Origin of the sequence: Methanobrevibacter ruminantium M1 (genome assembly GCF_000024185.1) — an archaeon.
Classification (GTDB): Archaea; Methanobacteriota; Methanobacteria; order Methanobacteriales; family Methanobacteriaceae; genus Methanobrevibacter; species Methanobrevibacter ruminantium.
In genome coordinates this window covers 2,785,050-2,811,314 of record NC_013790.1, presented here as the reverse complement: position 1 = coordinate 2,811,314, position 26,265 = coordinate 2,785,050, and the positions used below count along the sequence as shown (strand labels likewise).

Genomic DNA, 26,265 nt, shown 5'->3' with positions numbered 1-26,265 from the left:
TAAATACTAAAAGTCTCAAAGTTTTTAATATGGCATCAATAGACTATTTTGAATGTGAAGACTGTGGATTCAGATGGAAAGATCAAGGCCCACTCCTCTTCTTTCTCAACGAAAACAATAAAATAGAAGAATACATACTCCTTATCTCAAACATGAACTTGGATTCAAATTCCAATATCTCAGGTGATATCATAGAGACCTATTGCACAAATTGCGATAAGAAGATAAAGATATACATTATCTCTACAATAAAAAGCCCATATGATGAGGATTCGGCTATAGAGTCAATAAGAAAATTGGCAGATGAAAATCAGATAGACAATAAGGCCCTTAAGCCTTTCATTAGATCTTCAGACCTAAAGGACAACTTTTACATCGTGGATTTATATAGAAACTTCTATTCAAATAAGGACTACCATTGTCCTAATTGTGATAGTATAATTTCCAAGTATATCTTATCAAAAAACAAGTGTCCTAAGTGCGGTGGAGAGATAAGCTCAGTGGATGGTCTCTGTTTGGATAAATTTTAATTGCTTTATTTTTTTTATAAATATTTTTTCTATATTCATATATTCGTCTATAATCTTAGATTTTATTTTCTTTAAATTTCTTATTTTTTTAAAACACTTATTATTTAATCTTATTTTTAATTTTAATTAGATATCATTTAGGTTTACTATTTATAATAAATAGTTAATCCTTAAAATTATCCAAAAAGCTTTAAATACTATAAAAATAAATATGTTTACTACTTATTGTCTACATCACAAAACTTTTCATTAACTAAAATATTTTATTAACTAAAATATTCATTTAAGAAATTAATCATTTTAAACAACACTTATATTTATTTTTAATTGGGAGTGATATGATGAATTATAATTATGATATAGATATGGAAAATCCATTTGAGCCTGGAAAATCAGTATCTCCAGACAGATTTAAAGGCCGTGAGAAAAACATTAAAAAGATTCTAAGGGATATGGGTAAAGTTCAAAAGGGAAATGTACAGCATTTTTTCTTAACAGGCAATAAAGGCATGGGAAAGACTTCCTTAGCTGAATTTGTAAAGGAATATGTCGAAATAAACTATGGCATGATTGGAATATATGTATCCAATAAGGGAAATAATTCTTTAAATTCCCTTATCACAGCTATAATTCAAGCCTTTTTAAATAAAATTCCTCGCAACGTTCTTTTTGAAAAGATAAAAACCCTATTTTCTAGCATTGAAAGTGTAGAAATCATAGGCAATAGGGTAAGCTTTAAGCCCAGCAAAAGCCTTATTGTTGATATTGAAAAGGACTTTCCTTATTACTTAAATCAGATCATTAAAGATCTCCCTACCAACAATGGTGTTTTCCTTATAATCGATGACATTAATGGTTTAAGCGAGTCTAAAAAGTTTGTTGATTGGTATAAGCGCTTTGCAGACACTATAGAAGTAAATAGGGGGGACTTCAATCTTCCCTTATATGTCCTATTTGCAGCCTATCCCGATAAGTTTGACAGCCTAGTATATGAAGAGCCATCCTTCGGCAGAATATTTCATTATGATGAAATTGACAGGCTAAGCGATTTGGAGGTAAAGGAATTCTTTAAAGACACCTTTTCAAGTGTAAATAAGCAAATCAATGACAATTCCTTGGAATTATTGTCATATTTCTCAGGAGGAATCCCTTTGATAATGCAGGAGATAGGTTATTCAATCTATTGGTTATCAGAAAAGACCACAATTGATGAAGAGGATGTCTTAAACGGCATTATGGAGGCAATTGGAGAGCTTGAGTCAAAGCAGATAAGAAATATCGTAAATCAGATTTCAAGCGATGACTTTGAAGATTTATTGCTTAAGATAGCAAGCCAAAAGCAGCAAAGTTATATTGAAACAGACTTTAAGGAGAAATTGAATTGGGATGAGTACAATATATGGGATGAGTTTTTAGATTGCATGATAAAATTGGGAGTCATTAAGACAAGCAATCGAAAAAGCAATTTGAAGTTCAGCTTTTCCAATCAGTTTTATTTCACTTATTTCTGGTTGAAATCATTAAACCTTCACGAGGAATTCGCTAAAATTGAGTCTTAAATTTCAATTAATGAAAATGTCTAACAGTTTTTGTGTTATGTAAATGTTTTGTGTTACATTAAGACTTTATAAATTTTTATAAAGGGCCTGTCTTTAAAAAATAAGTAAAAAATCGTTTAATTACAATAAGTTTGCTAAATAACTTAATAAAATAAAGTGTTATGAAAAATAGATTTAAAAAAAAATAAGAATTAAATAAAATTAAAAAGAGTAATAAAGAGTAAAAAGAGAGTAAAATAAAAAAAATTTTTGGTCAAGGTTTTTGACCGAAGGTCAAAAAGCTTGATTAAAGCACGCCTTTAGTACTAAGAATCTCATCATGCTCTATCTTACAGGCATCATAGATTGACTTTGCAAATGCCTTAAAAACAGCTTCTGCCTTGTGATGATCATTAAAGCCTTCACAAGTTCCATAGATATTGATTTTGGCACTAGATGCAAAGGATTCAAAAAAGTGAACAATAATATCAGAACTAAGGTCTCCAATCTTATCGTTTCTAAAGTCAAGACTCATATTGCAATAGCTGCGGCCGCTGATATCAATCGCTACAGTTGCAACGGAATCATCCATAGGTACAATCGCATGTCCCATTCTTCTAATTCCTTTCTTATCTCCTATAGCCTTAGCAAAAGCCTCTCCAAGTAGGATGCCAACATCTTCAACAGTATGGTGATCATCTATTTCAATGTCACCTATTGCCTTGATGTTCAAGTCAATAAAGCTGTGGCGGGAAAATGATTCTAGCATGTGGTCAAAGAACTTGACCCCTGTGTCTATATCGTATTTTCCTTTTCCATCAATGTTCATTTCAATTTCAATATCTGTTTCGGAAGTCTTTCTTGAAACTTTTGCAGTTCTTTCCATGATATCACGTTTTTCTATATTCATAGCTAAAAAGATTAAATTTATGACGAATTTTTTTTAAAAATTTAATAGCAAATGGGATTAATTTTTTTAAAAAAATTAACCTATATTTAATAGTAGATCAAAATCAATTTTCACAAAAAAATTAAACTATAATTTAATTAATTTCACGATTAATTATTCATTCATCTGGTGCATTTCTTATTATTTTAATTGCATCTGGACCGCATTTCATTGCACATAGCGTACAAACATGACAATAACTCAAGTTTGATACACGTGCCACAGTATCAATGGTCCAAATATATCCACCTTTGGGACAAATTTCCTTGCAGTTTCCACATGCTGTGCATTTGTCCTCAGCAACTTCTATTTTTAAAATAATATCACCTGTGAATAAAAATCTGTAAAAAATTAAATTATATCTATTTAAATTAATTCTATTAATATGAAAGATTATTGTTGTTTAAAATCTTTTAGAAATTAAATAAAAATTATTGCAATTATAATTTCAATGTAGCTATTGACAATGCTTTAAAGCCAATATAAACTTCTTTTCCAAGGTTTAAGTCTAAGTCTTTACCTGCTGATAGAGTTATGTCTGAGAATATGTCAACTCCGCCAATGTCTATCTTGACTCTCACCATCTCATCCTGAAGTCTCATTTCAGTAACGATTCCCTTGAAGATGTTTCTGATGCTGGATGCTTGAGGCTCTAGCATTATGAATATATTGTCATAGCTGATTAAGGCAAGTATCTTATCTCCAACCACATATTTCTTATTCAAAGGCATGGTCATGGTAAGGTCTTCCATCTTGATTTTCATTATGCCTTTGCTTGCATCCACTTCAAGGATTTCAGCTTCAAGCTCATTGACATCTCTGTGAAGCTCCATGATAGCATTGATTTTTTTACATTCCTTAACGATTTGCAAGCCTTCTTCGGTGAGTTTGGTACCTCCGCCACCACCGGTTCCGCCTTTTTTAGTGCTTACAATGGCTATGTTTAATGTGGTTTCTATTTTTTCAATATAGTGTAGAGCAGTTCTATAGGATATTTTAGTCCTTTTTGCTGCCTCTGTGATGGATCCGCTTTCATTGATGTATAAAAGAAGATTGAATTTCTTCTCATCTAATAGAAAGGAGTTTCCATCTATGTTGATTTTATATTCTACTCCAGCTTTTACATCTGTCATATTATCGTCCCTTTTTACCTTATTAGCTATTACCTTATAAAATTATACTATACTGATATATACATATATTCTTTTTCTTTATTAAACTTATTTATTTTGTTCTATAAAATTTTTAATCGGAATAAATTATTTAATTTGGATTTGCTACGTAAGGAATTATTTTTTTAGTCATAGGTGAGATTATTACTTGATATGAATTTATATTATAAATCGTAATAAAAATCAATTTTAAAAAAAAGTATTAGAAGATAAATTATCTTCTTATTATTGATATGATGATGTTATTTGTTAAATTAAATAAGAATAGAATTTTTCATTTAAATCAGATTATAATTAGGGCTTAATTTGATTTTTTAATTATAACCTATCGATTCATTTTAATCAATGTTCTTTTAGTGATTTTCGATTATTTTATTTTTAGTCGGAACTATGCTTGTCAATAAAGTCCAATAACTTGTTGGCATATTTTCTTATTGGCCCTAGCTTATTTGCGTATTTTCTAAATTCAGCAACGTCCTCATGGGATAGGGTCTTAAGAAGAATTACCATGATCACATAAACAATCGGACAGACCACAATGCCGGTGATTAGTCCATATACATTATTCGGAACGATTATGGATACGATTGCCATTATCAAGGATGCAACTGTCACCTTAATTAAGAATGAATAAGGAGCATGTGTTTTTGTCATTCTAAACTGTATCAGGAACATTGGCACCATCATTATAAATGAGGATATTGTTGTTGCTAAAGCTCCTCCTTCTATTCCAAAAAGCGGGATTAAATACCATCCAAGACCTAAAGTGATTACACATCCTATAATCAGGATATACATAGGGATTCTTGGATTTCCAATTCCTTGAACTATGCTTCCGGATATTGTGTATACTGAGTAGAAAGTCATTCCGACAACTAGAATTGCTAAGGATACTGCTCCGTTCATATATGCAGCGTTTGTAAAGTATACAAGTCCCATTATTCCTCTTGCGAAGATAGCTATTCCTACACACATTGGAATAACAAAGAACATTCCATACTTATATGGTGCTGTCACATATTTTTCAAGGAGCACTTGGTCCTTTAAGGCATATGCTTCAGATGTTGCAGGCAGTATTGTTGTAGCAAGGGAATTTGATACGACTAAAGGAAGCCTTGCGATAGGGTCTGCTGCTGTAAAGTATCCGATTGCAGCTGCAGGGAGGAAGGCTCCCATAAGAAGTGTGCAGATACTGTAGATACCCATTTCAGCAAGGGCTGCAACGGTTACAGGAATTGAGAAGAAAATCAGTGTCTTAGCCAGCTTCAGCTCGTCCTTCAATGGAAACTTAAAGTCTGGGTTTGCCGGAGGTATGTATTTGCCCATATATCTTTTGAAGATGTAGACTGCAGAGATTGCAGATGCTACAAAACCTAAAACGGAACCTAATACTGCACCAAGGGTGGATAATCCAAGAAGAACAAGTGCTGTAGCCATTAGAATCATGAATATCTGTTCGATAGCTCTTGTATAGAGGATGTATTCCATTTTATATACTCCCTGGAAGGCTCCACGGAATCCTCCAACGATAACGCTGAAAGGAGTGATGAGACCTACAGCCTGCAATGGAAGAAGAGCCTCAGGCTTGTGATAGTAGTTTGTAATTATTGGGGCGGCTACGAATACCATTATGAATCCGAAGAAAAGCCCTAGGAATACCATAATCTTAAGGGACGTAAAAATAGTTTGGCGAGCAAGGTCCTTCTCATCAAGGGCATTGTATTCAGATACATACTTTGCAATTGCAGGTGGAAGCCCTGCAGCAGAGAGAACCTGAAAGATCCCTTGGAAAGGAGTTGTAAGTCCGAGAATTCCATATGCGGCAGGTCCTAAAAGGGAAGCCATTAAAAAGCGGTAGATATATCCTCCTACACGGAAGATAACGTTTCCTATTAGGATAATTGCGCTGCCTTTTGCAACTTTGGAACTGCTTGACTCTTCGCTCATTCTATCACTCAAACTTTCAAACTTTTGGAAAAAGTTTGATCAAAATTTTTTTCTATTATACTTATATTCTAACTTTAGAAAAAGCTTGATTAAAATTTCTTCAATTTAATAAGATTTCTTTTTTTAATGTTTTAATTAAGCATGATTAACTTAATTATCTTATTTAATATAAATTGGAATTATTATATAAATTTTTAGTTAAATATGTTTTATCATATACGAACATATATCCTTGTTTAAACATTAGATATTCTTGTTTAAACATTAGATATTCTTGTTTAAACATTAGATATTCTTGTTTAAACACCAGATATCATTGTTTGAACATCAGATGGTCTTGTTTAAACATCAAATTCATTGTTTAAACTCTAATAAAAATTCCTTGAAATGGTTTATGGTCATGTCCAAAGTTTTTAAACCATATTCATCATTCTTCACTCCATCGGTCCCTTCGTCTTGCGACCATAGGCAAGCTCCCAAATTGGCTCCAAATGATCCTCCGCTTAGAGGGATTATTTTGTTTAAAAGATAGAAAGTATTGATCTGTTGGATGGCCAACTCTTGTCCTCCACATCTGTCCCCTCCAACAACTATTGAAATTCCAACTTTATTTTTGAAGATGTCAAGGTCCTCCATTATCAAAGCTTGGCATCTGTCGATTACAGCCTTCAATTGGGCGGATATGCTTCCAAAATGCACTGGGCTAGCAAATATTATTCCATCAGCTTGCTTAAGTGAATCGTAGATTTCATTCATATCATCCTCAATTGAACACTCTCCTTTTGATTCAAGGCAAAAATTGCAATGTGTGCAAGGGGATATATTCTTGTCTTTCACGCTTATAAACTTTGTTTCGAAGTTTTCTTCTTTTTCAAGTTCATTCAATGCTCTTTTAAGCAGAAAACTTGAAGCCCCATCTCTTGGACTTCCGCAAATTCCTAAAATTTTCATTTTATCATTAATCCTTATTCCCGTATGACTGTTTTAATTCTATTTGCTATTGCAATAAATATTTTTATTTTTATAACTTAATAACTTTTATTTTTTTATTTTATCTTATTTTACTTATCTATTCTTTCTAACAATTTTTTAAAATTCTTTTTTAAAAGAAGTTTTTTTTATTTTTTCCATTAAATTGATTTAGAAAAGTTCTATTTGAAAATATTCAATAAAGATTATTTTTTCCTATTCGTTGTTATAATTAATTTTTATTTTTTTAGATATTGTTTAAATATTTCTTAATTTTTTTAATCATTTTGAATATTCGTATTAATTGAAATAAAAAAGATATAAAAAGATTTAAATATCTTATTATTTTAACTATTATATACGCTCAATTTATGGCATATTAATTATATAATATATTAATTTAAATATAAAAAAATTTAATTTTTGGGAAGTTTTAGTTAAATTTTTTTTATTTGAAAATTCTTAATCTATCATATTTATAGGGGTAACTTTGCAGATATGCTCACTATTTTTCCATCATATGATCTTTTAAGCTTTTTCTTATTCTATAATTTTTAAGCCAGAATTAAAACTAGATATAAATACAATAGATTAATCGGATTTATTTGCATTTATTTGGTTTTTAAAGTTGAAATTTGATTTTAGACAATTCATTAACGTTATATTGGGATTGTTTTCAAGCTTATATCATTTAGCTTAACCCCTACCCCATTTAATTAGCTTAATATAGTTAAGCTTTAGTTTGACTTTGATTGTATCATAAATTATCTTAATCAAATCAAATAAGTTTAATCAAAGTAAATTAGCTTAAATCAAATATTTAGTTTGTTTGCAGTCTTGCATTCACTTTTAGCCAAATCAAATCTATTTCTCTATTCTATCTATATCTAGTTTTAAACTAGATAGCCACGGTATGATAAACTTAGTTTATGATATCGTTTTTAATAATTTTATTATTAAATAAAGGAGGACATTTTATCAATACTAAAATAATTAATTCGATTTTAATTATTTTGATATTATTCTGTTTTATATCTTTATTGGGGACCGCTTCGGCGGAAGATATTTATACTGATGATATAGCATCAATTGATGCTTCAAATGATTTTGAAAGTATTGAAATTTCTAATGAAGAAGTTTCAACTAATGCTGTTGAAAATCTCGATGTTTCTGCTGATGACAGCGATTATGTTGTCAATGGCAGTTCATCAAAGAATGTATTGACTGCAAATGAACTTTCTGCAACCTATGATTTGTCTGGTTCCAGCGTTCAGAATATTTCTGATTTATTTAATTCAGGAACTATTCAATCCGGTGATGTAATATATCTAGGAAATCAAAGCATTTCCTCATCATGGGACGAATGGACAGGAAATCATTTAATCAATGTAAATGTAAGTAACATCATTATTTCTGGAGGAAGCAGTTCAAATCCTGATGGCACATCAACAATTAATGCTAATGGTGCAAAATTATTTAATATACAAGCATCAGGGGTTACTTTAACTAATATTAAAGTTATAAATGCTCATGGTGGTAATGGACCTGGCTGTATTAATTTTGATGGCTCAGATTGTTCAATAATAAATTGTGAATTTGAAAACTGTCAATATGCTCAAGGTGGAGCTATTCATGGAACCTCATCTGCTTCAAATTTGATTATAACAAATTGTAATTTTACAAATAATGTAGGTAGATGGGGAGGATCAGGTGGAGCTATTTATTTGGAAGGTTCTGGCTGTAAAGTGACTGACTCTAGATTTGAGGGTAACACCGCTCAAAATTATGGGGCAATTTACTGTGCGGGTGATATTAATTTAAACAATTGTAATTTCACTAGCAATGGCCCTGGAGCTATTTATGGTGGTGGAAACACTGAAGTAATAGATTGTAATTTTATTTCAAATACCGGTAGCTCTGTCACTGTAATCAGTGGAGGTTCTACAAAAGTAAGAAATTCTAATTTCACTGATAATGCCGGTGCTTCCATTTACAGTGGAGGCAATACTGAAATAAAAGATGTAATTTTCACCAATAATGGTGCAGGAAGCTATAACAATAAGAATGTTGGTTCCGTTTACAGTGGAGGTGCTACAACTGATGTTAGCAACTCTAAATTCGATAATAATGCTGGAATAGCAATTTATGCCAATGAAAATGCATTTGTAGATGGTTGTAACATTACCAACGGTGGTGTAGCTATTTATAGTGGCTCAGATGCCAATATTTCCAATTCCATTATAGAAAATAACAGTGCTGATCAAGCAATAGTTTACATTTATGGGATTGGAAAAGTAAACAATTCCAATTTCACAAATAACACCGTTTCAGGCCATACTCATGGTGGAGCATTAAGTCTTATTGGTGACAATTCAGAGGTCTCAGATTCTATCTTTGCTGACAATACCGCAGGGGCTTCCGGTGGGGCCATATACACTACCGGTGAAAATACAATGATTAAAAATTGTAGTTTCACTGACAATACTGTTATGCAGGATTATGGTCACGCTGGGGCTGTTGATGTTGTTGGCGTTAACACTAAGATTATAGATTGTAATTTTACAAATAATAGTGCGCCTAATGGAGGAGCAGTTTATGGTGGATCCTATGGATTAAGCTTATCCAATTCAGTATTTGAAGACAATAACGCTTCTACTGGTGGTGCTTTATATATTTATCATGACGATTTCGCTATAACAAACTGTAACTTCACTGATAATGATGCATCAAGTCAGGGCGGAGCTATTTACATTGCGTCTGAGTGTCACAATGAGCAAATGACTGGATGTAATTTTTCCGGCAATACTGCTCCAAGAGGTTCAGCAATTTACTGTGATGGAGACGGCAAGGTTACAGACTGTAATTTCGATGTAAAACCTGATTTAACTGTTAGTGGTGGTAATTCATCTTTAACAGTTACTTTAGGATCAGATTATTCAAATGTCGTTGTAGGTGATATTGAAGGTGTATCCGGAGGATCTGTGACTCCTTTAGTTGATGCACAGGTTACCGTGGAAATTTTTGATTCTCGCGGTAATTTAGTTGATAGTGTTACCAATGCAACTGATGAGAATGGTAAAATCAAATATGATTACAGTGGTCTTTCTTATGGAAGCTATACTTATAGGGCTTCTCATATGGATGGAGATACTTTAATCACCAAAGAAGGTACTTTAACTAGGCAAGCTTCTTTGGATGTTCGTACTGGCTATCCAGCATTAACATCCACATTAGGCCTTCAAACCAGCATTGACGGAACAGCTGTCGAAAATGATCCTTTTGTCAATGAAGACATTACAGTGGAAATTTTTGATTCTCGCGGTAATTTAGTTGATAGTGTTACCAATGCAACTGATGAGAATGGTCAAGTCTATTATGACTACAGCAATCTCCAACGGGGAACCTACACTTATAGGGTTACCTCTTCAGATGGACAAACCGAAGAAGGTCCTTTAAGTATGGGTGAAGTTGTAGGGGATAACTTTTCAGCTATTCAAGCTGCAATTGACAATGCCCCATCTGGAGGAGTTATTTTCCTACAGGGCAAGACTTATCTAAATGATATTCAAGGACAGATGGTAATCGATAAGCCTATTACTATTATAGGTACCGACGGTACTGTTTTGGATGCTCAAGGAATTTCAAGAGTATTTGAGATTACCAGTGATGCAGATAATGTAAATTTGGCAAACATGACATTAACCAATGGTAATGATGTCTATGGTGGTGCTATCTACCTGCAATCAGGTTGTGACGACGGCACCCTTACAGATGTTGTTTTTGACAGCAACACTGCTGAGTTAGCTGGTGGAGCTATTTATAATGCAGGTGGAAATAGATGGACTATAGATAATACCACATTCACTGAAAATGAAGCACATGGTGAAACCAATTACATATACCGTGGTGGTGGTGCTATTTGGTCTTGTGATGCTGAAATGATCTTGTCAAATACCACTTTTGTAAATAACCAAGCACCATATGGAGGTGCTTTAAGAGGTGCATTTGACATTTACGATTCATTGTTTGACAATAACACTGCTACCGATGGTAATGGTGGAGCTATTGATGTAACAACTGAGGAATTTCTTTACGATACTCTAATTCTTGAATTTAGAAATTCTACATTCGTAAACAATGATGCTAAAGGAAGTCGTGGAGATGACAGAGCTCAAGGTGGTGCTATTCACATCTATCACCTTCAAGAGGTTAACATGTATGATTGTTTCTGTGAAAACAACACTGCCGATAGGGGAGGAGCTGTTGATTTCTACGAATTAGGAAAGACTTGGGTAGATAATTGTACCTTTGTAAACAACAACGCTTCTTCCGAAGGTGGAGGTCTTGCTATTTTCTGTAATTCAAGTACATTCAAGGATTCAAATGTTTCCAATAACATTGCAGGTACCGATGGAGGTGCTATTTGGGTTATTGGACACAATTCCTTATTTAACAATGTAACTTCAGAAAACAACACAGCATCAAGAGGAGGTTCCTCTTATATTGAAGGTGAAAACACTACAATCTACAATTCTACCTTCAATAACAACAATGCTTTATACAATGAAAGCCTTGGCAGCCAATCAGGTATTGGTGGTGCTTTAGACATTCTCGGTGACAATTGTAAGGTTATTGGTGTCACTTCTGTAAACAACACTGCCGAGCTTGGAGGTTCCACTTTCATTCGCGGTGACAATACATTGGTTCAGAATACTAATCTAAGCAATAATACAGCTGTCTTCAATGAAAGCAGAAATGAGACATCTGGTATTGGTGGTGCATTAGACGTTGTTGGTAACAATTGTCAAATCATCAACGTCACTTCCGATAACAACAATGCTTATCGTGGTGGATCCACTTTCATTCGTGGTAATGACACTGTCATTAGAAATTCCACTTTCGACAATAACAATGCTACCCTTAGAGGTGGTGGATTGAACATTGCTGGTGAAGGATGTACCATATTCAATGTAGATGTTTCAAATAACGCTGCTGGTGAAAACGGTGGAGGTATCTACGTAATTGCTGACGGTACCGAATTCAGAAACATTACTGCTGACAATAACACTGCTGAACGTGGTGGAGGCGCATTCGTTGAAGGTAACGACATCATTATCGATAATGGTACTTTCAATGGAAACAAAGCTATTTTCAATGAAAGTAAACCTGACGAATCAGGTATTGGAGGTGCTTTGGATATCAAAGGTCATGGCTGTAATGTAACCAATGTAGACTCATTCAACAACACCGCTTACCGTGGAGGTTCCACTTTCATTCGTGGTGACAACACCTATCTTGAAAACTGTACCTTAGACGGTAACAATGCTACCCTTAGAGGTGGCGGTTTGAACATTGCAGGTGAGAACTGTACCATCCACAACGTTGACATTTCCAATAACACTGCTGGGCTCATGGGCGGTGGTATCTATGTAATCGCTGACGGCACTGTCTTTAGAAACATTACTGCTGACAATAACTCTGCCGAACGTGGTGGAGCTGTTTTTGTCGAAGGTAATGACATTATAATTGATAATGCTACCTTCAATGACAATAAAGCTATTTTCAATGAGAGCAGGCCAGATGACTCTGGTCTTGGTGGTGCATTGGACATTAAAGGTGATGGCTGTAATGTAACCAATGTTAATTCATTCAATAACACTGCTTATCGTGGAGGTTCCACTTTCATTCGTGGTGACAACACTCATGTTGAAAACTGTACCTTGGAGGGTAACAATGCTACCCTTAGAGGTGGAGGTTTGAACATTGCTGGTGAGAACTGTACTGTCTACAATGTGGATGTTTCCAATAACACTGCTGGTCTCATGGGCGGTGCTATCTACGTAGTTGCTAACGGTACAGAGTTCAGAAATATCACTGCAAACAACAACTCTGCCGAACGTGGTGGAGGTGCCTTTATCGAAGGTAACAATGTCACCATTGACAATGCTACATTCAATAACAATAGGGCTATTTTCAATGAAACCAGGCCAGATGAATCCGGTCTTGGTGGTGCATTGGACATTAAAGGTGATGGCTGTAATGTAACAAATGTTAATTCCACTAACAACACCGCTTATCGTGGCGGATCCACATTTATTCGTGGTGATGACACATATGTTGCAAACTGTACCTTGGACGGTAACAATGCTACCCTTAGAGGTGGAGGATTGAACATTGCAGGTGACAGATGTATTATTGATGATGTTGATGTATCCAACAACAATGCAGGCCTTATGGGCGGTGGTATCTATGTAGTATCAAACGGTACTGAATTTAGAAACATCACTGCCGACAACAACACTGCAGAACGTGGTGGATCTGCATTCATCAACGGTACCGGCATAACAATCAGGGATGGTGAGCTCAACAACAACAGAGCTATCTACAATGAGTCCAGACCTGACGAATCCGGTTTAGGTGGAGGATTTGACATTGTAGGGGACAATATCCTTGTTGATAGCGTTCACTCCAACAACAACTCCGCTTACCGTGGAGGTTCCACTTTCATTCGCGGTTCAAATGTTACAGTGCAAAATTGTAACTTGGACAACAACACCGCTACCGTACGTGGTGGAGGACTTAACATTGGCGGAGGTGACGGATGTAAGGTCATCAACGTCAGTGTGTCCAATAACGATGCCGGTGAAGACGGTGGTGCGGTTTACGTTATTGGTGACTTCAGTTTATTTGACAATGTCAATTCAACTAACAACACAGCTCAAAGAGGAGGTTCCTCTTTCATTGCAGGTAACAATGTGACTGTTATAAACTGTAACCTGGACAACAACACAGCTTCCAATCGTGGTGGAGGTTTGGATGTTAACGGTTCAGGTTGTGTCTTTGAAAACGTAACTCTCTCAAACTGTCATGCTGATAAGGAGGGAGGTGCTGTTTATGTTAGAGGAGACAACGTAACATTTAACAATGTAACATCTGAAAACAACACTGCAGAACGTGGAGGTTCATCATTTGTTGCAGGTGATAACTGTAAAGTTATTAATTGTGACCTTAACAATAACAACGCTACCTGGAGAGGTGGTGGTTTGGACGTTACAGGTACAAACTGTCTCTTTGAGAATGTAACCCTTTCAAACTGTCACTCAGATGAGGATGGTGGTGCGGTTTATATCAGTGGTGATGATAACAGGTTTGTAAATGTTACCTCAGTAAATAACACCGCTGTGAATTATGGTGGTTCAACCTATATAGGAGGAACTAGCAATTCTGTAGAGAATTGTACCATATCCAATAACATAGCTTACAATGGTGGTGGAATATTTATTGAGGGAGAGGATTCCAAATTCACAAACAACAACATTACCTTCAATAAGGCTATAGCTACTGATGAAGATCATGACTTTAACATTATGGGTGGAGGAGTATTCATTTTAGGTGGAAATTCCAATTTCACCAATAACAATATCTCTTCAAACCATGCTAAGGATAATGGTGGGGGAGTGCAAATATTCTTCGGACCTGACACTTTTATGGACAAGATTTATGCATTTAACAACACTGCAGAAAACGGTGGGTTCGCAAATCTTCTCTACTGTGATAACTTGAATGTTACAAATTCAACCTTCTATAGCAATCATGCTACAGGTGACATATCACTTGATAGAGGGGAAGGTGGAGCTTTCCACATGTCCTATGCCACTAACATTGATGTTCAAGGTAACTTTAGCTATAACACCGCAACAAACGGATCTGCAATATATTCTGATGGTTCAGACATCAGAGTACATGATTCAAGTTTCTTTGACAACCAGGCACATTCCTGGTTCTTATTAATAACTCCAAGTGATGAGACCTATTTGAAAGGTCAGGATGTAATTATTAACATTAGTCACATTGGAGGGGATAATATTGCTAACGCTATCCATAATAGAGATGCTGAAAGCAGTATTACCGTAAGAAACGTAACTTATCCATTTTATAACAATGGAGTTTTAATAAACAAAACAACCCCAATTGATGAAGATATTCCTATAGAGATTATAGGATATGAAAACAGTGATAATGGTAATTTGATATATATTGATGATTTAGAAGATAATCAAGTCATATACTATAACATTACCAATAGGGATACAAATGAATCCATATTGGTAGGTTTCAATAAAACAGACATTTCTGGTACAGTATCACTAAGACTCACTAATTTGCCTGCGGGCAATTATGTAGTAAGTGCATATTATCCGGAAACTACTTATTATACTGAAATTAGAAATGTTTCATCATTTAGAGTAATTGATGTTGATATGGTTGCAAACAAGACTGTTGATAATCAGACTTCCAATGTTGGCGACATTCGTGATTGGAATGTCACAATATGGAATGATGGTGCGTCTGAAGCTCAGAACGTTACCATCATTGATTTCCTACCTGACGGTCTTAACTTAACTGATAATCTAACCATTCATTTCTATAATGGCACTGGTGGCCTATGGAACAATGCTGTCCTTAATTTAACTAGCAATAACCTGACTTTCAGTGTATATAACAAGGCAGATGGCACCTGGATTAATGGTGTTGCCAGTTATGATGAGTCAAGCAATACCTGGACATATTATGTCCTTAGTTTGGCTGATAACAGAACATTTGCTTACAGTGTTTTCAATCAATCCGATTACACTGATGCGTTTGGAGAGGCCAGGTATTATGAGGACATCAACAGTTGGACCTATAGAAATATCAGCTATGATGTGGATAATGCCGATTGGTATTATTACACATTTGAATATGATGACCATACCTATGTTTATGGTGTTTTCAATGGGTCTTACTTCGTTGATGCATTTGGAGAGGCCAGGTATTATGAGGACATCAACAGTTGGACCTATAGAAATATCAGCTATGATGCAACAACAGGAAATTGGTATTATTATACCTTTGATTATGGTGGAAATACCTTTGTTTATGGCGTTTTCGATGAGTCTTTCTTCGTTGATGCATTTGGCACTGCCATATATGATGATGGTTCTTGGAATTATGAAAATATCAGTTATAATGCAACAGATGGCAAATGGTATTATTACAGTCTTAATTATGGTGATGATTCCAATAATGTAACTTACTATATTTTCAATCCTGAAAATTTCGTGGACGTATTTGGAAGCAATTATCATTATAATGCTGAAAACAATACCTATGTATATGTGAATGCATATTATGACGCTGAAACCGATAGCCTCATTAGAAATGACACCATTTACAATGTCAGTTCTGGCATTTGGACAATTAACAATAGATTAGTTGTTCCAGAATTGGTGTCAATTAATCCAAATGTATCTTACATCAGTCCGGAAAAGATTTATCTTGTTAATAAGATTAGTTTAAGCATAGCAAACCATACTAATTCTACTGACATTTCTTTAGATGTTGGCAGATTTGATGGAAACGGCAGTGTGCTTATGAATCTCGTCACCAATGTGACTAAACGAGGTAACTTTACCAATATTGTTAATGTGACTACAGATAGTCCGGAAAAGAATTACACTAACAATGTTGCTAACAACAGCACTATAGTTTACAACGACCTTGTAATCAATAAGACTGTAAGCGATAATCTAACCAATGTTTCAGGCATTGTCGATTGGAATGTCACAGTTTTAAACAATGGTACTTTTGAGGCAGTCAATGTAACCATGAATGATTACTTGCCTGATGGTCTTGATTTAACTAATTTGACAGTCAAGGTCTATAATGGCACTGGAAGTTTATGGACTAACGCTACTCTTGATTTAAGCACTATGACTTTGTCTTTCAGTGTTTATAACGAGACTAGTGGTGAGTGGATTAGCGGCATTGCTGCTTATGATCAAGCTGCAAAGACTTGGACTTATTATGTTCTTGCATTGGATGATGATGTTTTAACTTACACAGCATTCGATGAAACATTCTTCTCTAATCTCTTTGGAGATGCTTTCTATAATGAGTCTAGCAATGTTTGGACTTTCGTCAATAGAACATATGATGAAGTAACTGGCGATTTGATTAGCGAAGTGAATACCACTTATGACAACAATACTGGCATTTGGACTATTGGTGATAAGACATTTGTGGAATATAAGGTCAATTTAACCCTAGTTAATGGCACTAACTCTACAAATCTTACTTTAGGCATTAATAGTTTAGATGAAAACAGTACAATGGTCATGAATTTAGTAACTAATGTGACTAAATATGGTATCTTTACCAATGTTGCTAATGTCACTACTGTTACTCCAGAGACCAATTATACTAACAATGTTGCGAACAATACTACCGAAACCCTTACTAACATTACCGTTACTAAGGTTTGGGATGATGCTAACAACCAGGATGGAATCAGGCCTACTAGCGTTAACATTACTTTGATTGGTAGTGATGGCAGTGAACGTTCTGTTCTTGTAACTGGAACTGGTGGTGTATGGAATTACACTTTCACAGATTTACCTATGTTTAACAGCTCTGGTGATTCTATTGTTTACACTGTCAATGAGTCTGTTGTTCCTAATGGCTATGATGTCAGTTACAATCAATCCAATTGGACAGTATATAACACTCATGTTCCTGAAGTGACTAACATTACTGTTACTAAGGTTTGGGAAGATGCTAATAACCAGGATGGTATCAGGCCTACTAGCGTTAACATTACTTTGATTGGTAGTGATGGCAGTGAACGTTCTGTTCTTGTAACTGGAACTGGTGGTGTATGGAATTACACTTTCACAGATTTACCTATGTTTAACAGCTCTGGTGATTCTATTGTTTACACTGTCAATGAGTCTGTTGTTCCTAATGGCTATGATGTCAGTTACAATCAATCCAATTGGACAGTATATAACACTCATGTTCCTGAAGTGACTAACATTACTGTTACTAAGGTTTGGGAAGATGCTAATAACCAGGATGGTATCAGGCCAAGCAGCGTTAACATTACCTTGATTGGTAGTGATGGCACTGAACGTTCTGTTCTTGTAACCGAAAATAACGGTGTCTGGAATTACACTTTCACTGACTTGCCAGTGTACAATGGAACTACTGATCCTATTGTTTACACTGTCAATGAGTCTGTTGTTCCTGACGGCTATGAAGTAAGTTATAACCAATCCAACTGGACTGTATACAACACTCACATTCCTGAGCTTGTAAACATAACCGTTACTAAGGTTTGGGAAGATGCTAACAACCAGGATGGTATCAGGCCTACTAGTGTTAACATTACCTTGATTGGTAGTGATGGCACTGAACGTTCTGTTCTTGTAACCGAAAATAACGGTGTCTGGAATTACACTTTCACTGACTTGCCAGTGTACAATGGAACTACTGATCCTATTGTTTACACTGTCAATGAGTCTGTTGTTCCTGACGGCTATGAAGTAAGTTACAACCAATCCAACTGGACTGTATACAACACTCACATTCCTGAGCTTGTAAACATAACCGTTACTAAGGTTTGGGAAGATGCTAACAACCAGGATGGTATCAGGCCTACTAGTGTTAACATTACCTTGATTGGTAGTGATGGCAGTGAACGTTCTGTTCTTGTAACCGAGACTGATGGCGTATGGAATTACACTTTCACTGACTTGCCAGTGTACAATGGAACTACTGATCCTATTGTTTACACTGTCATTGAGTCTGTTGTTCCTGATGGCTATGAAGTAAGCTACAATCAATCCAATTGGACTGTATACAACGCTCATGTTCCTGAAGTGACTAACATTACTGTTACTAAGGTTTGGGAAGATGCTAACAACCAGGATGGAATCAGGCCAAGCAGCGTTAACATTACCTTGATTGGTAGTGACGGCACTGAACGTTCTGTTCTTGTAACCGAGACTGATGGCGTATGGAATTACACTTTCACTGACTTGCCAGTGTACAATGGAACTACTGATCCTATTGTTTACACTGTCATTGAGTCTGTTGTTCCTGTTGGCTATGAAGTAAGCTACAATCAATCCAACTGGACTGTATACAACACTCATGTTCCTGAAATCGTAAACATTACTGTTACCAAGATTTGGGAAGATGCTAACAACCAGGATGGAATCAGGCCAGGCAGTGTTAACATTACTTTGATTGGTAGTGACGGCACTGAACGTTCTGTTCTTGTAACCGAAAATAACGGTGTCTGGAATTACACATTCACTGACTTGCCAGTGTACAATGGAACTACTGATCCTATTGTTTACACTGTCAATGAGTCTGTTGTTCCTGTTGGCTATGAAGTAAGTTACAACCAATCCAACCGGACTGTATACAATACACATGTTCCTGAAATCGTAAACATTACTGTTACCAAGATTTGGGAAGATGCTAACAACCAGGATGGAATCAGGCCAGGCAGTGTTAACATTACTTTGATTGGTACTGATGGCACTGAACGCTCTGTTCTTGTAACCGAAAATAACGGTGTCTGGAATTACACATTCACTGACTTGCCAGTGTACAATGGAACTACTGATCCTATTGTTTACACTGTCAATGAGTCTGTTGTTCCTGTTGGCTATGAAGTCAGCTACAACCAAACCAACTGGACAGTATACAACACTCATGTTCCTGAAATCGTAAACATTACTGTTACCAAGATTTGGGAAGATGCTAACAACCAGGATGGTATCAGGCCAATCAGCGTTAACATTACCTTGATTGGTAGTGACGGCACTGAACGCTCTGTTCTTGTAACCGGAACTGATGGATGGAATTACACATTCAAAGACTTGCCTAAGTTTAACGGTACAACTGTACCTATTGTTTACACTGTCAATGAGTCTGTTGTTCCTGTTGGCTATGAAGTCAGCTACAACCAAACCAACTGGACAGTATACAACACTCATGTTCCTGAATTAGTTAACATTACTGTTACTAAGGTTTGGGAAGATGCTAACAACCAGGATGGTATCAGGCCAATCAGCGTTAACATTACCTTGATTGGTAGTGACGGCACTGAACGCTCTGTTCTTGTAACCGGAACTGATGGATGGAATTACACATTCAAAGACTTGCCTAAGTTTAACGGTACAACTGTTCCTATTGTTTACATTGTCAATGAGTCTGTTGTTCCTGTTGGCTATGATGTCAGTTACAATCAATCCAATTGGACAGTTTACAACACTCACGTTCCAAATGTTACAGAAATTAATGTAACTAAAGTCTGGAACGACAGTAATGATAAATATGGTATTAGGCCTTCTAATGTGACTATTGAGTTGTTTGCTGATGGTAAGAAAGTTAATGAGACCAATTTAACCGCTAGAGGTGCTTGGACTTATACTTTCAGTGGTTTGCCTCAATATAATAACGGCAAATTGATTAATTATACTATTGGCGAGGTTCGTGTAGATGGCTACAGCGTTCTAATTACTAATAATACTGTTGGAAATTGGACTGTTACTAATACACCTATAGCGGTTCCTAACATGACAGTTCAAAAAATCGCTAACGATAAAGTGGTCTACATCGGTAATGTGACTAGCTTTACTATTCTTGTTAGAAATACTGGTGATTGTAATTTAAGTGGAGTTTATGTAGTTGATTCTGATTATAGCGCAGGTTTAAGTTACCTTAGATACGAGAATGGTTCTCGTGATTGGACTTATGATGGCGCTAAATGGACTTTAGTCGGTAATCTCACTACTGATAATCCTACTGCTAACTTTACTGTTTACTTTACCGTAGTAGATAATGGTACTTTAGTTAACAATGTTTCTGCAGGTTCCAATTTAACCAATGAAACCAATGGAACTAATAACACTACTGCTTACAGGCCTAACATGACTATTCAAAAGGTCAGTAATGATGAGGTTGTTTATGTTGGTAACATTACCAGTTTCACTATTGTTGTGACTAACACTGGTGACTGTAATCTGTCTGATATTGTTGTGACTGATTCTGATTTCAGTGCTGGTTTAAGTTACTTGACTTATGCTAATGGCACTAGGAATTGGAATTATGATGCTGTAGGTCATACTTGGAGTTTAGTTGGTGATTTAACCAATGGTAGTTCTGCCGAGTTTACTGTGTTCTTCACTGTTATTGATAACGGTACCTTGGTAAACAATGCAAGCGTTAGATCTAATTTAACCAATGAAACCAACGCAACAAATAACACTACTGCTTACAGGCCTAACATGACTATTCAAAAGATTAGTAATGATGAGGTTGTTTATGTTGGTAACATTACCAGTTTCACTATTGTTGTGACTAACACTGGTGACTGTAATCTGTCTGATATTGTTGTCACTGATTCTGATTTCAGTGCTGGTTTAAGTTACTTGACTTATGCTAATGGCACTAGGAATTGGAATTATGATGCTGTAGGTCATACTTGGAGTTTAGTTGGTGATTTAACCAATGGTAGTTCTGCCGAGTTTACTGTGTTCTTCACTGTTATTGATAACGGTACCTTGGTAAACAATGCAAGCGTTAGATCTAATTTAACCAATGAAACCAACGCAACAAATAACACTACTGCTTACAGGCCTAACATGACTATTCAAAAGATTAGTAATGATGAGGTTGTTTATGTTGGTAACATTACCAGTTTCACTATTGTTGTGACTAACACTGGTGACTGTAATCTGTCTGATATTGTTGTCACTGATTCTGATTTCAGTGCTGGTTTAAGTTACTTGACTTATGCTAATGGCACTAGGAATTGGAATTATGATGCTGTAGGTCATACTTGGAGTTTAGTTGGTGATTTAACCAATGGTAGTTCTGCCGAGTTTACTGTGTTCTTCACTGTTATTGATAACGGTACCTTGGTTAACAATGCAAGCGTTAGATCTAATTTAACCAATGAAACCAACGCAACAAATAACACTACTGCTTACAGGCCTAACATGACTATTCAAAAGATTAGTAATGATGAGGTTGTTTATGTTGGTAACATTACCAGTTTCACTATTGTTGTGACTAACACTGGTGACTGTAATCTGTCTGATATTGTTGTGACTGATTCTGATTTCAGTGCTGGTTTAAGTTACTTGACTTATGCTAATGGCACTAGGAATTGGAATTATGATGCTGTAGGTCATACTTGGAGTTTAGTTGGTGATTTAACCAATGGTAGTTCTGCCGAGTTTACTGTGTTCTTCACTGTTATTGATAACGGTACCTTGGTAAACAATGCAAGCGTTAGATCTAATTTAACCAACGAAACCAACGCAACAAATAACACTACTGCTTACAGGCCTAACATGACTATTCAAAAGATTAGTAATGATGAGGTTGTTTATGTTGGTAACATTACCAGTTTCACTATTGTTGTGACTAACACTGGTGATTGCAACCTTTCCGAAATCGTTGTGACTGATAATGATTATAGTCTTGGCTTAAAATACAGCAGATATGAGAACAGCAGCAGATTATGGAATTATAATGGTGGCAAGTTCACTCTGGTAGGTGATTTGGCTCCTGGTAATTCCGCAAACTTAACTGTGTTCTTTATTGTTGTTGACAATGGTACATTAGTAAACAATGCAAGTGTTAAATCTAATTTAACCAACGAAACCAATGCAACAAATAATACCACTGCTTACAGGCCTAACATGACTGTTCAAAAGGTCAGTAACGATCAACTTGTCTATGTTGGTAATGAGACCAGTTTCACAATCATTGTTACTAACACTGGTGACTGTAACTTAACTGGTGTTTATATAAAAGATGATGATTTCAGTAAAGGTTTACAATACAACAATAAGTTCGTTCCTGTTAAAGGCACTTGGACTTATGCTGGAGGCAGATGGAACCTTGAAGGTCAGTTAACTGTTGGTGATAATGCTAGCATAACTGTTTACTTTACCGTAATTGACAATGGTACTTTAGTAAACAATGCTACCGCTGGTTCTAATTTAACCAATGAAACCAATGCTACTAACAATACCACTGCTTACAGACCTAACATGACTGTTCAAAAGATCAGTAACGATGGTGTTGTCTATCTTGGAAACACCACTAGTTTCACTATTGTTGTAACTAACACTGGTGACTGCAGCTTATCTGAAATCGTTGTAACTGATAATGATTACAGTGCTGGTCTACAGTACAGCAGATATGCGAATACTAGCAGTAAATGGAATTATGATGGAGATAAATTCACTTTAGTCGGTGATTTGGCTCCGGGTGCTTCCGCTAACTTAACAGTATTCTTCATTGTTATTGACAATGGCACATTGGTAAACAACGCAAGTGTTAAATCCAATTTAACCAACGAAACCAATGCAACAAACAACACTACTGCTTACAGACCTAACATGACTGTTGAAAAACTCATTTATGAGGATACAGTCTATGTTGGAGACACAGCTATCTTTACCATATTTGTTAAAAATACTGGTGATTGTAGCTTGTCTGATGTTGTTATTTGCGAATATTGGTTCAGTGAAGGTTTAGAGTACAATGGTGTTTGGGTACCTAACGGTGACCGCAAATGGGATTATGACGATGAAACAAGAACATGGACCTTAATAGGAGATCTTGCTCCTGAAGGTTTCGCTAGTTTTGTTGTCTACTTCAACGTTACCAAAAACGGTACTTTATATAACAACATCAGCGCCAAATCCAATTTAACCAATGAGACAAACGCTACCAACAGCACAAGAGCATATTTACCTAATATGACTGTAATGAAAGTAGCTAACGATGAAATCGTTTATCTTGGTAATACCACAAGCTTTACAATTGTTGTAAGCAACACCGGTGACTGTAACTTATCAGAAGTTGTTGTTACCGATACAGATTACAGCACTGGTCTAAAATATAAGAATTATATTAATGGCAGTGCTAATTGGAATTACAACAATGGCGAATGGTCATTGGTCGGTGATTTAACACCTGGCAGTTCAGCTAACTTTACTGTGTTCTTTACCGTTGTTGAAAATGGTACTTTGGTAAACAACGCTTCAGCAAGTTCAAACTTGACTAACAAAACAAACACAACAAATAACACAACTGCATACAGTCCTAAAATGACTGTTTTAAAAATTAGTAATGATGAATCTGTTTATGTCGGAAATATCACCAGCTTTACAATTCTTGTAAGCAATGTTGGTGATTGCGATTTAAGTGGAATATATGTTATAGATGATGATTATTCAAATGGTTTACTCTACAATAGATATGAGAATAGCAGTCGCAAGTGGAATTATGATGGTTCCAGATGGACCTTAGTCGGTTCCCTTGAACCTGGAGATTCTGCAAACTTCACTGTATTCTTTGACGTTGTTGAAAATGGTACTTTGGTAAACAATGTTTCCGCTGGTTCTAATTTAACCAACGAAACCAACAATACCAACAATACTACCGCTAAACCTGTCTGTGATTTGATTATTTACAAAGCTGTTAATGCTACAGAAATTCTTGTTTATGATATTGTCGAATGGAAAATTACCGTTGTAAATCTTGGTCCGGATACTGCTTTAGATGTAATTGTTAAAGATCTTTTAGACAATGGACTTGAATTAATTAGTGTAAGCGGTGGCAATTATAATAATATTACCGGTGAATGGAATATTGGTGATTTAGAGCCTAATACTCCCGTTTCTTTAAGCTTAGTTACCCGTGTTCTTGTAAATGGTACTATTGTAAACACTGCTACTGTAAATACTACAAGCCATGAATCTAATTATACTAACAATAATGCAAGTAACTTTACTGAAGCTGACTATCTCTGTGATTTAGTCATTTCTAAAGCCGTAAATTGTACTAATTGTAATGTTTCAGATCTGGTACAATGGAATATTACAGTTACTAATCTTGGTCCACATGATGCTTCTAATGTCATTGTAAAAGAAATCTTACCGAAAGGTTTAGAATTAATTGATTATAATGTTAGTGTTGGTAATTTTAATGAAGTTATTAGTGAGTGGTCTATTGGTACTTTAGAAAAGGATACTGCAGTATCTCTTGTCTTAGTTACTAAAGTCCTTATTGATGGTACTTTAATTAATATTGCTACTGTTAATACTACTACTCTAGATAATAATTATACTAATAATGTAGCAAATAACACTACAGTTGCTAGTCCGATTTGTGATTTAGTCATAAGTAAGATCGTTAATGCTACAAAAGTGAATATAGATGATATACTCACTTGGACTGTAAGAGTTACTAATAACGGTCCTAGTGAAGCTTTAAACGTATGTGTAAGTGATATTTTACCTGAAGGTCTTATGTTTGTTGGTTATAAGGCAAGTACAGGTAGGTATGATGACGAAAGTGGAACTTGGACTGTGGGTAAATTGTCAAGCGGTTCTAGTGCTACTATTAATATATATACTAAAGTCATCGAATTAGGAAATATCACTAACCCAGTTTCTGTAAATACTACTACTGTTGAGTCTAATTATTCAAATAATAAGGCTAACAATACTACAGAAGTTTATCCTATTGTTGATTTAGTAATTGAAAAATCATCTGATAAAATAAAGTATAATGTAAATGATACAATGCATTGGATTATAAAAGTCATGAATGAAGGACCTTGTGATGCAATTGAGGTTTATGTATATGATGCATTACCTGCTAGTACAAAATTCATTGCTTATAATTCATCTAAGGGAACTTTCGATGCGGCTAAAGGTATTTGGTCTATTGGTGATTTAGCAAATGGTGAAGAAGTGACATTAGACATATGTTGTAAAGCACTTATTTCTGGAAACTTTACTAACAATGCTACTGTAAATTGTTCAATAACAGATAAGAACACTTCTAATAATTTTGATAATGCAACTATCGAAATCGCTGATAACAAATCCGATAATCCAGATCCTATTCCTGATAAACCAAAACATGGTGTGGATATTAGTTTAAGAACAGGTAATCCTTTACTAATATTCTTGATGGCAATCTTTGCTATCTTTGGAGGTATAGGACTAAGATGCAGGAAAGAATAAATCAAAATATAATTATAACTAGATTTTTATCTAGTTATTTTTTATTTTTTTTTATTTTTTTTTTAATTTCTAGGAAAATGTCTGTTTTTTTAATAATAGTTTTAAGTGAATATTTTATGTTTAAATCATTTTAAAATAGTTTATTGACTATGAAGATTTTTTTAAATTATTTTAAAATGGTTTAATTTGATTTTTAAGGTTTTTTATTTTTTAAATTTTAAAATCATTGGAAAATTATTGTTTGTCCTCAAATAGTTCTCCAAAATTTTTAAT

Annotated in this window: 8 protein-coding genes; 3 read left to right on the top strand and 5 right to left on the bottom strand. The window is 35.1% G+C overall.

From position 1 onward, the window contains the following. The first annotated feature begins 29 nt into the window (after positions 1-29). Together MRU_RS10765 and MRU_RS10760 are read left to right on the top strand one after the other, a co-directional pair. Positions 30-530, top strand: coding sequence for a hypothetical protein (locus MRU_RS10765; protein ID WP_012956939.1), 501 nt, complete (start codon positions 30-32; stop codon positions 528-530). 341 nt (positions 531-871) lie between these two features. Then, positions 872-2,089, top strand: coding sequence for an ATP-binding protein (locus tag MRU_RS10760; protein ID WP_048812538.1), 1,218 nt, complete (start codon positions 872-874; stop codon positions 2,087-2,089). 286 nt (positions 2,090-2,375) lie between these two features. Here MRU_RS10760 and hisB read toward each other — a convergent pair whose 3' ends face one another. The 5 genes from hisB to MRU_RS10740 all read right to left on the bottom strand — a co-directional run bounded on the left by hisB (position 2,376) and on the right by MRU_RS10740 (position 7,087). After that, the gene (gene hisB / locus MRU_RS10755; RefSeq protein WP_048812537.1) at positions 2,376-2,954 is read right to left on the bottom strand and encodes an imidazoleglycerol-phosphate dehydratase HisB; all 579 of its coding nucleotides are present in this window, start codon (positions 2,952-2,954) and stop codon (positions 2,376-2,378) included. A 181-nt stretch (positions 2,955-3,135) separates the two neighbouring features. Beyond that, positions 3,136-3,327: a 4Fe-4S binding protein gene (locus MRU_RS11535; RefSeq protein ID WP_227717070.1), complete on the bottom strand. Its 192-nt coding sequence runs from the start codon at positions 3,325-3,327 to the stop codon at positions 3,136-3,138. A gap of 130 nt (positions 3,328-3,457) precedes the next feature. Beyond that, positions 3,458-4,150, bottom strand: coding sequence for a TOBE domain-containing protein (locus MRU_RS10750; RefSeq protein ID WP_012956935.1), 693 nt, complete (start codon positions 4,148-4,150; stop codon positions 3,458-3,460). 417 nt (positions 4,151-4,567) lie between these two features. Beyond that, positions 4,568-6,136 (bottom strand): flippase, encoded by a 1,569-nt coding sequence (locus MRU_RS10745; RefSeq protein ID WP_012956934.1) that lies wholly within the window; start codon positions 6,134-6,136, stop codon positions 4,568-4,570. A gap of 354 nt (positions 6,137-6,490) precedes the next feature. Beyond that, positions 6,491-7,087, bottom strand: coding sequence for a flavodoxin family protein (locus tag MRU_RS10740; protein WP_012956933.1), 597 nt, complete (start codon positions 7,085-7,087; stop codon positions 6,491-6,493). A gap of 1,031 nt (positions 7,088-8,118) precedes the next feature. On the opposite strand from MRU_RS10740, the gene MRU_RS11790 reads away from it, so the two are divergent. Then, a complete protein-coding gene (locus MRU_RS11790; protein WP_171776175.1) occupies positions 8,119-25,992 on the top strand; it encodes a Cna B-type domain-containing protein in 17,874 nt (5,957 codons plus the stop codon). Positions 25,993-26,265: the final 273 nt, after the last annotated feature.

Bases quoted from the DNA above. Each gene is read 5' to 3' on its own strand.
- MRU_RS10765 (WP_012956939.1), top strand. From the start codon at position 30: ATGGCATCAATAGACTATTTTGAATGTGAAGACTGTGGATTCAGATGG.
- MRU_RS10760 (WP_048812538.1), top strand. From the start codon at position 872: ATGAATTATAATTATGATATAGATATGGAAAATCCATTTGAGCCTGGA.
- hisB (WP_048812537.1), bottom strand. From the start codon at position 2,954: ATGGAAAGAACTGCAAAAGTTTCAAGAAAGACTTCCGAAACAGATATT.
- MRU_RS10750 (WP_012956935.1), bottom strand. From the start codon at position 4,150: ATGACAGATGTAAAAGCTGGAGTAGAATATAAAATCAACATAGATGGA.
- MRU_RS10745 (WP_012956934.1), bottom strand. From the start codon at position 6,136: ATGAGCGAAGAGTCAAGCAGTTCCAAAGTTGCAAAAGGCAGCGCAATT.
- MRU_RS10740 (WP_012956933.1), bottom strand. From the start codon at position 7,087: ATGAAAATTTTAGGAATTTGCGGAAGTCCAAGAGATGGGGCTTCAAGT.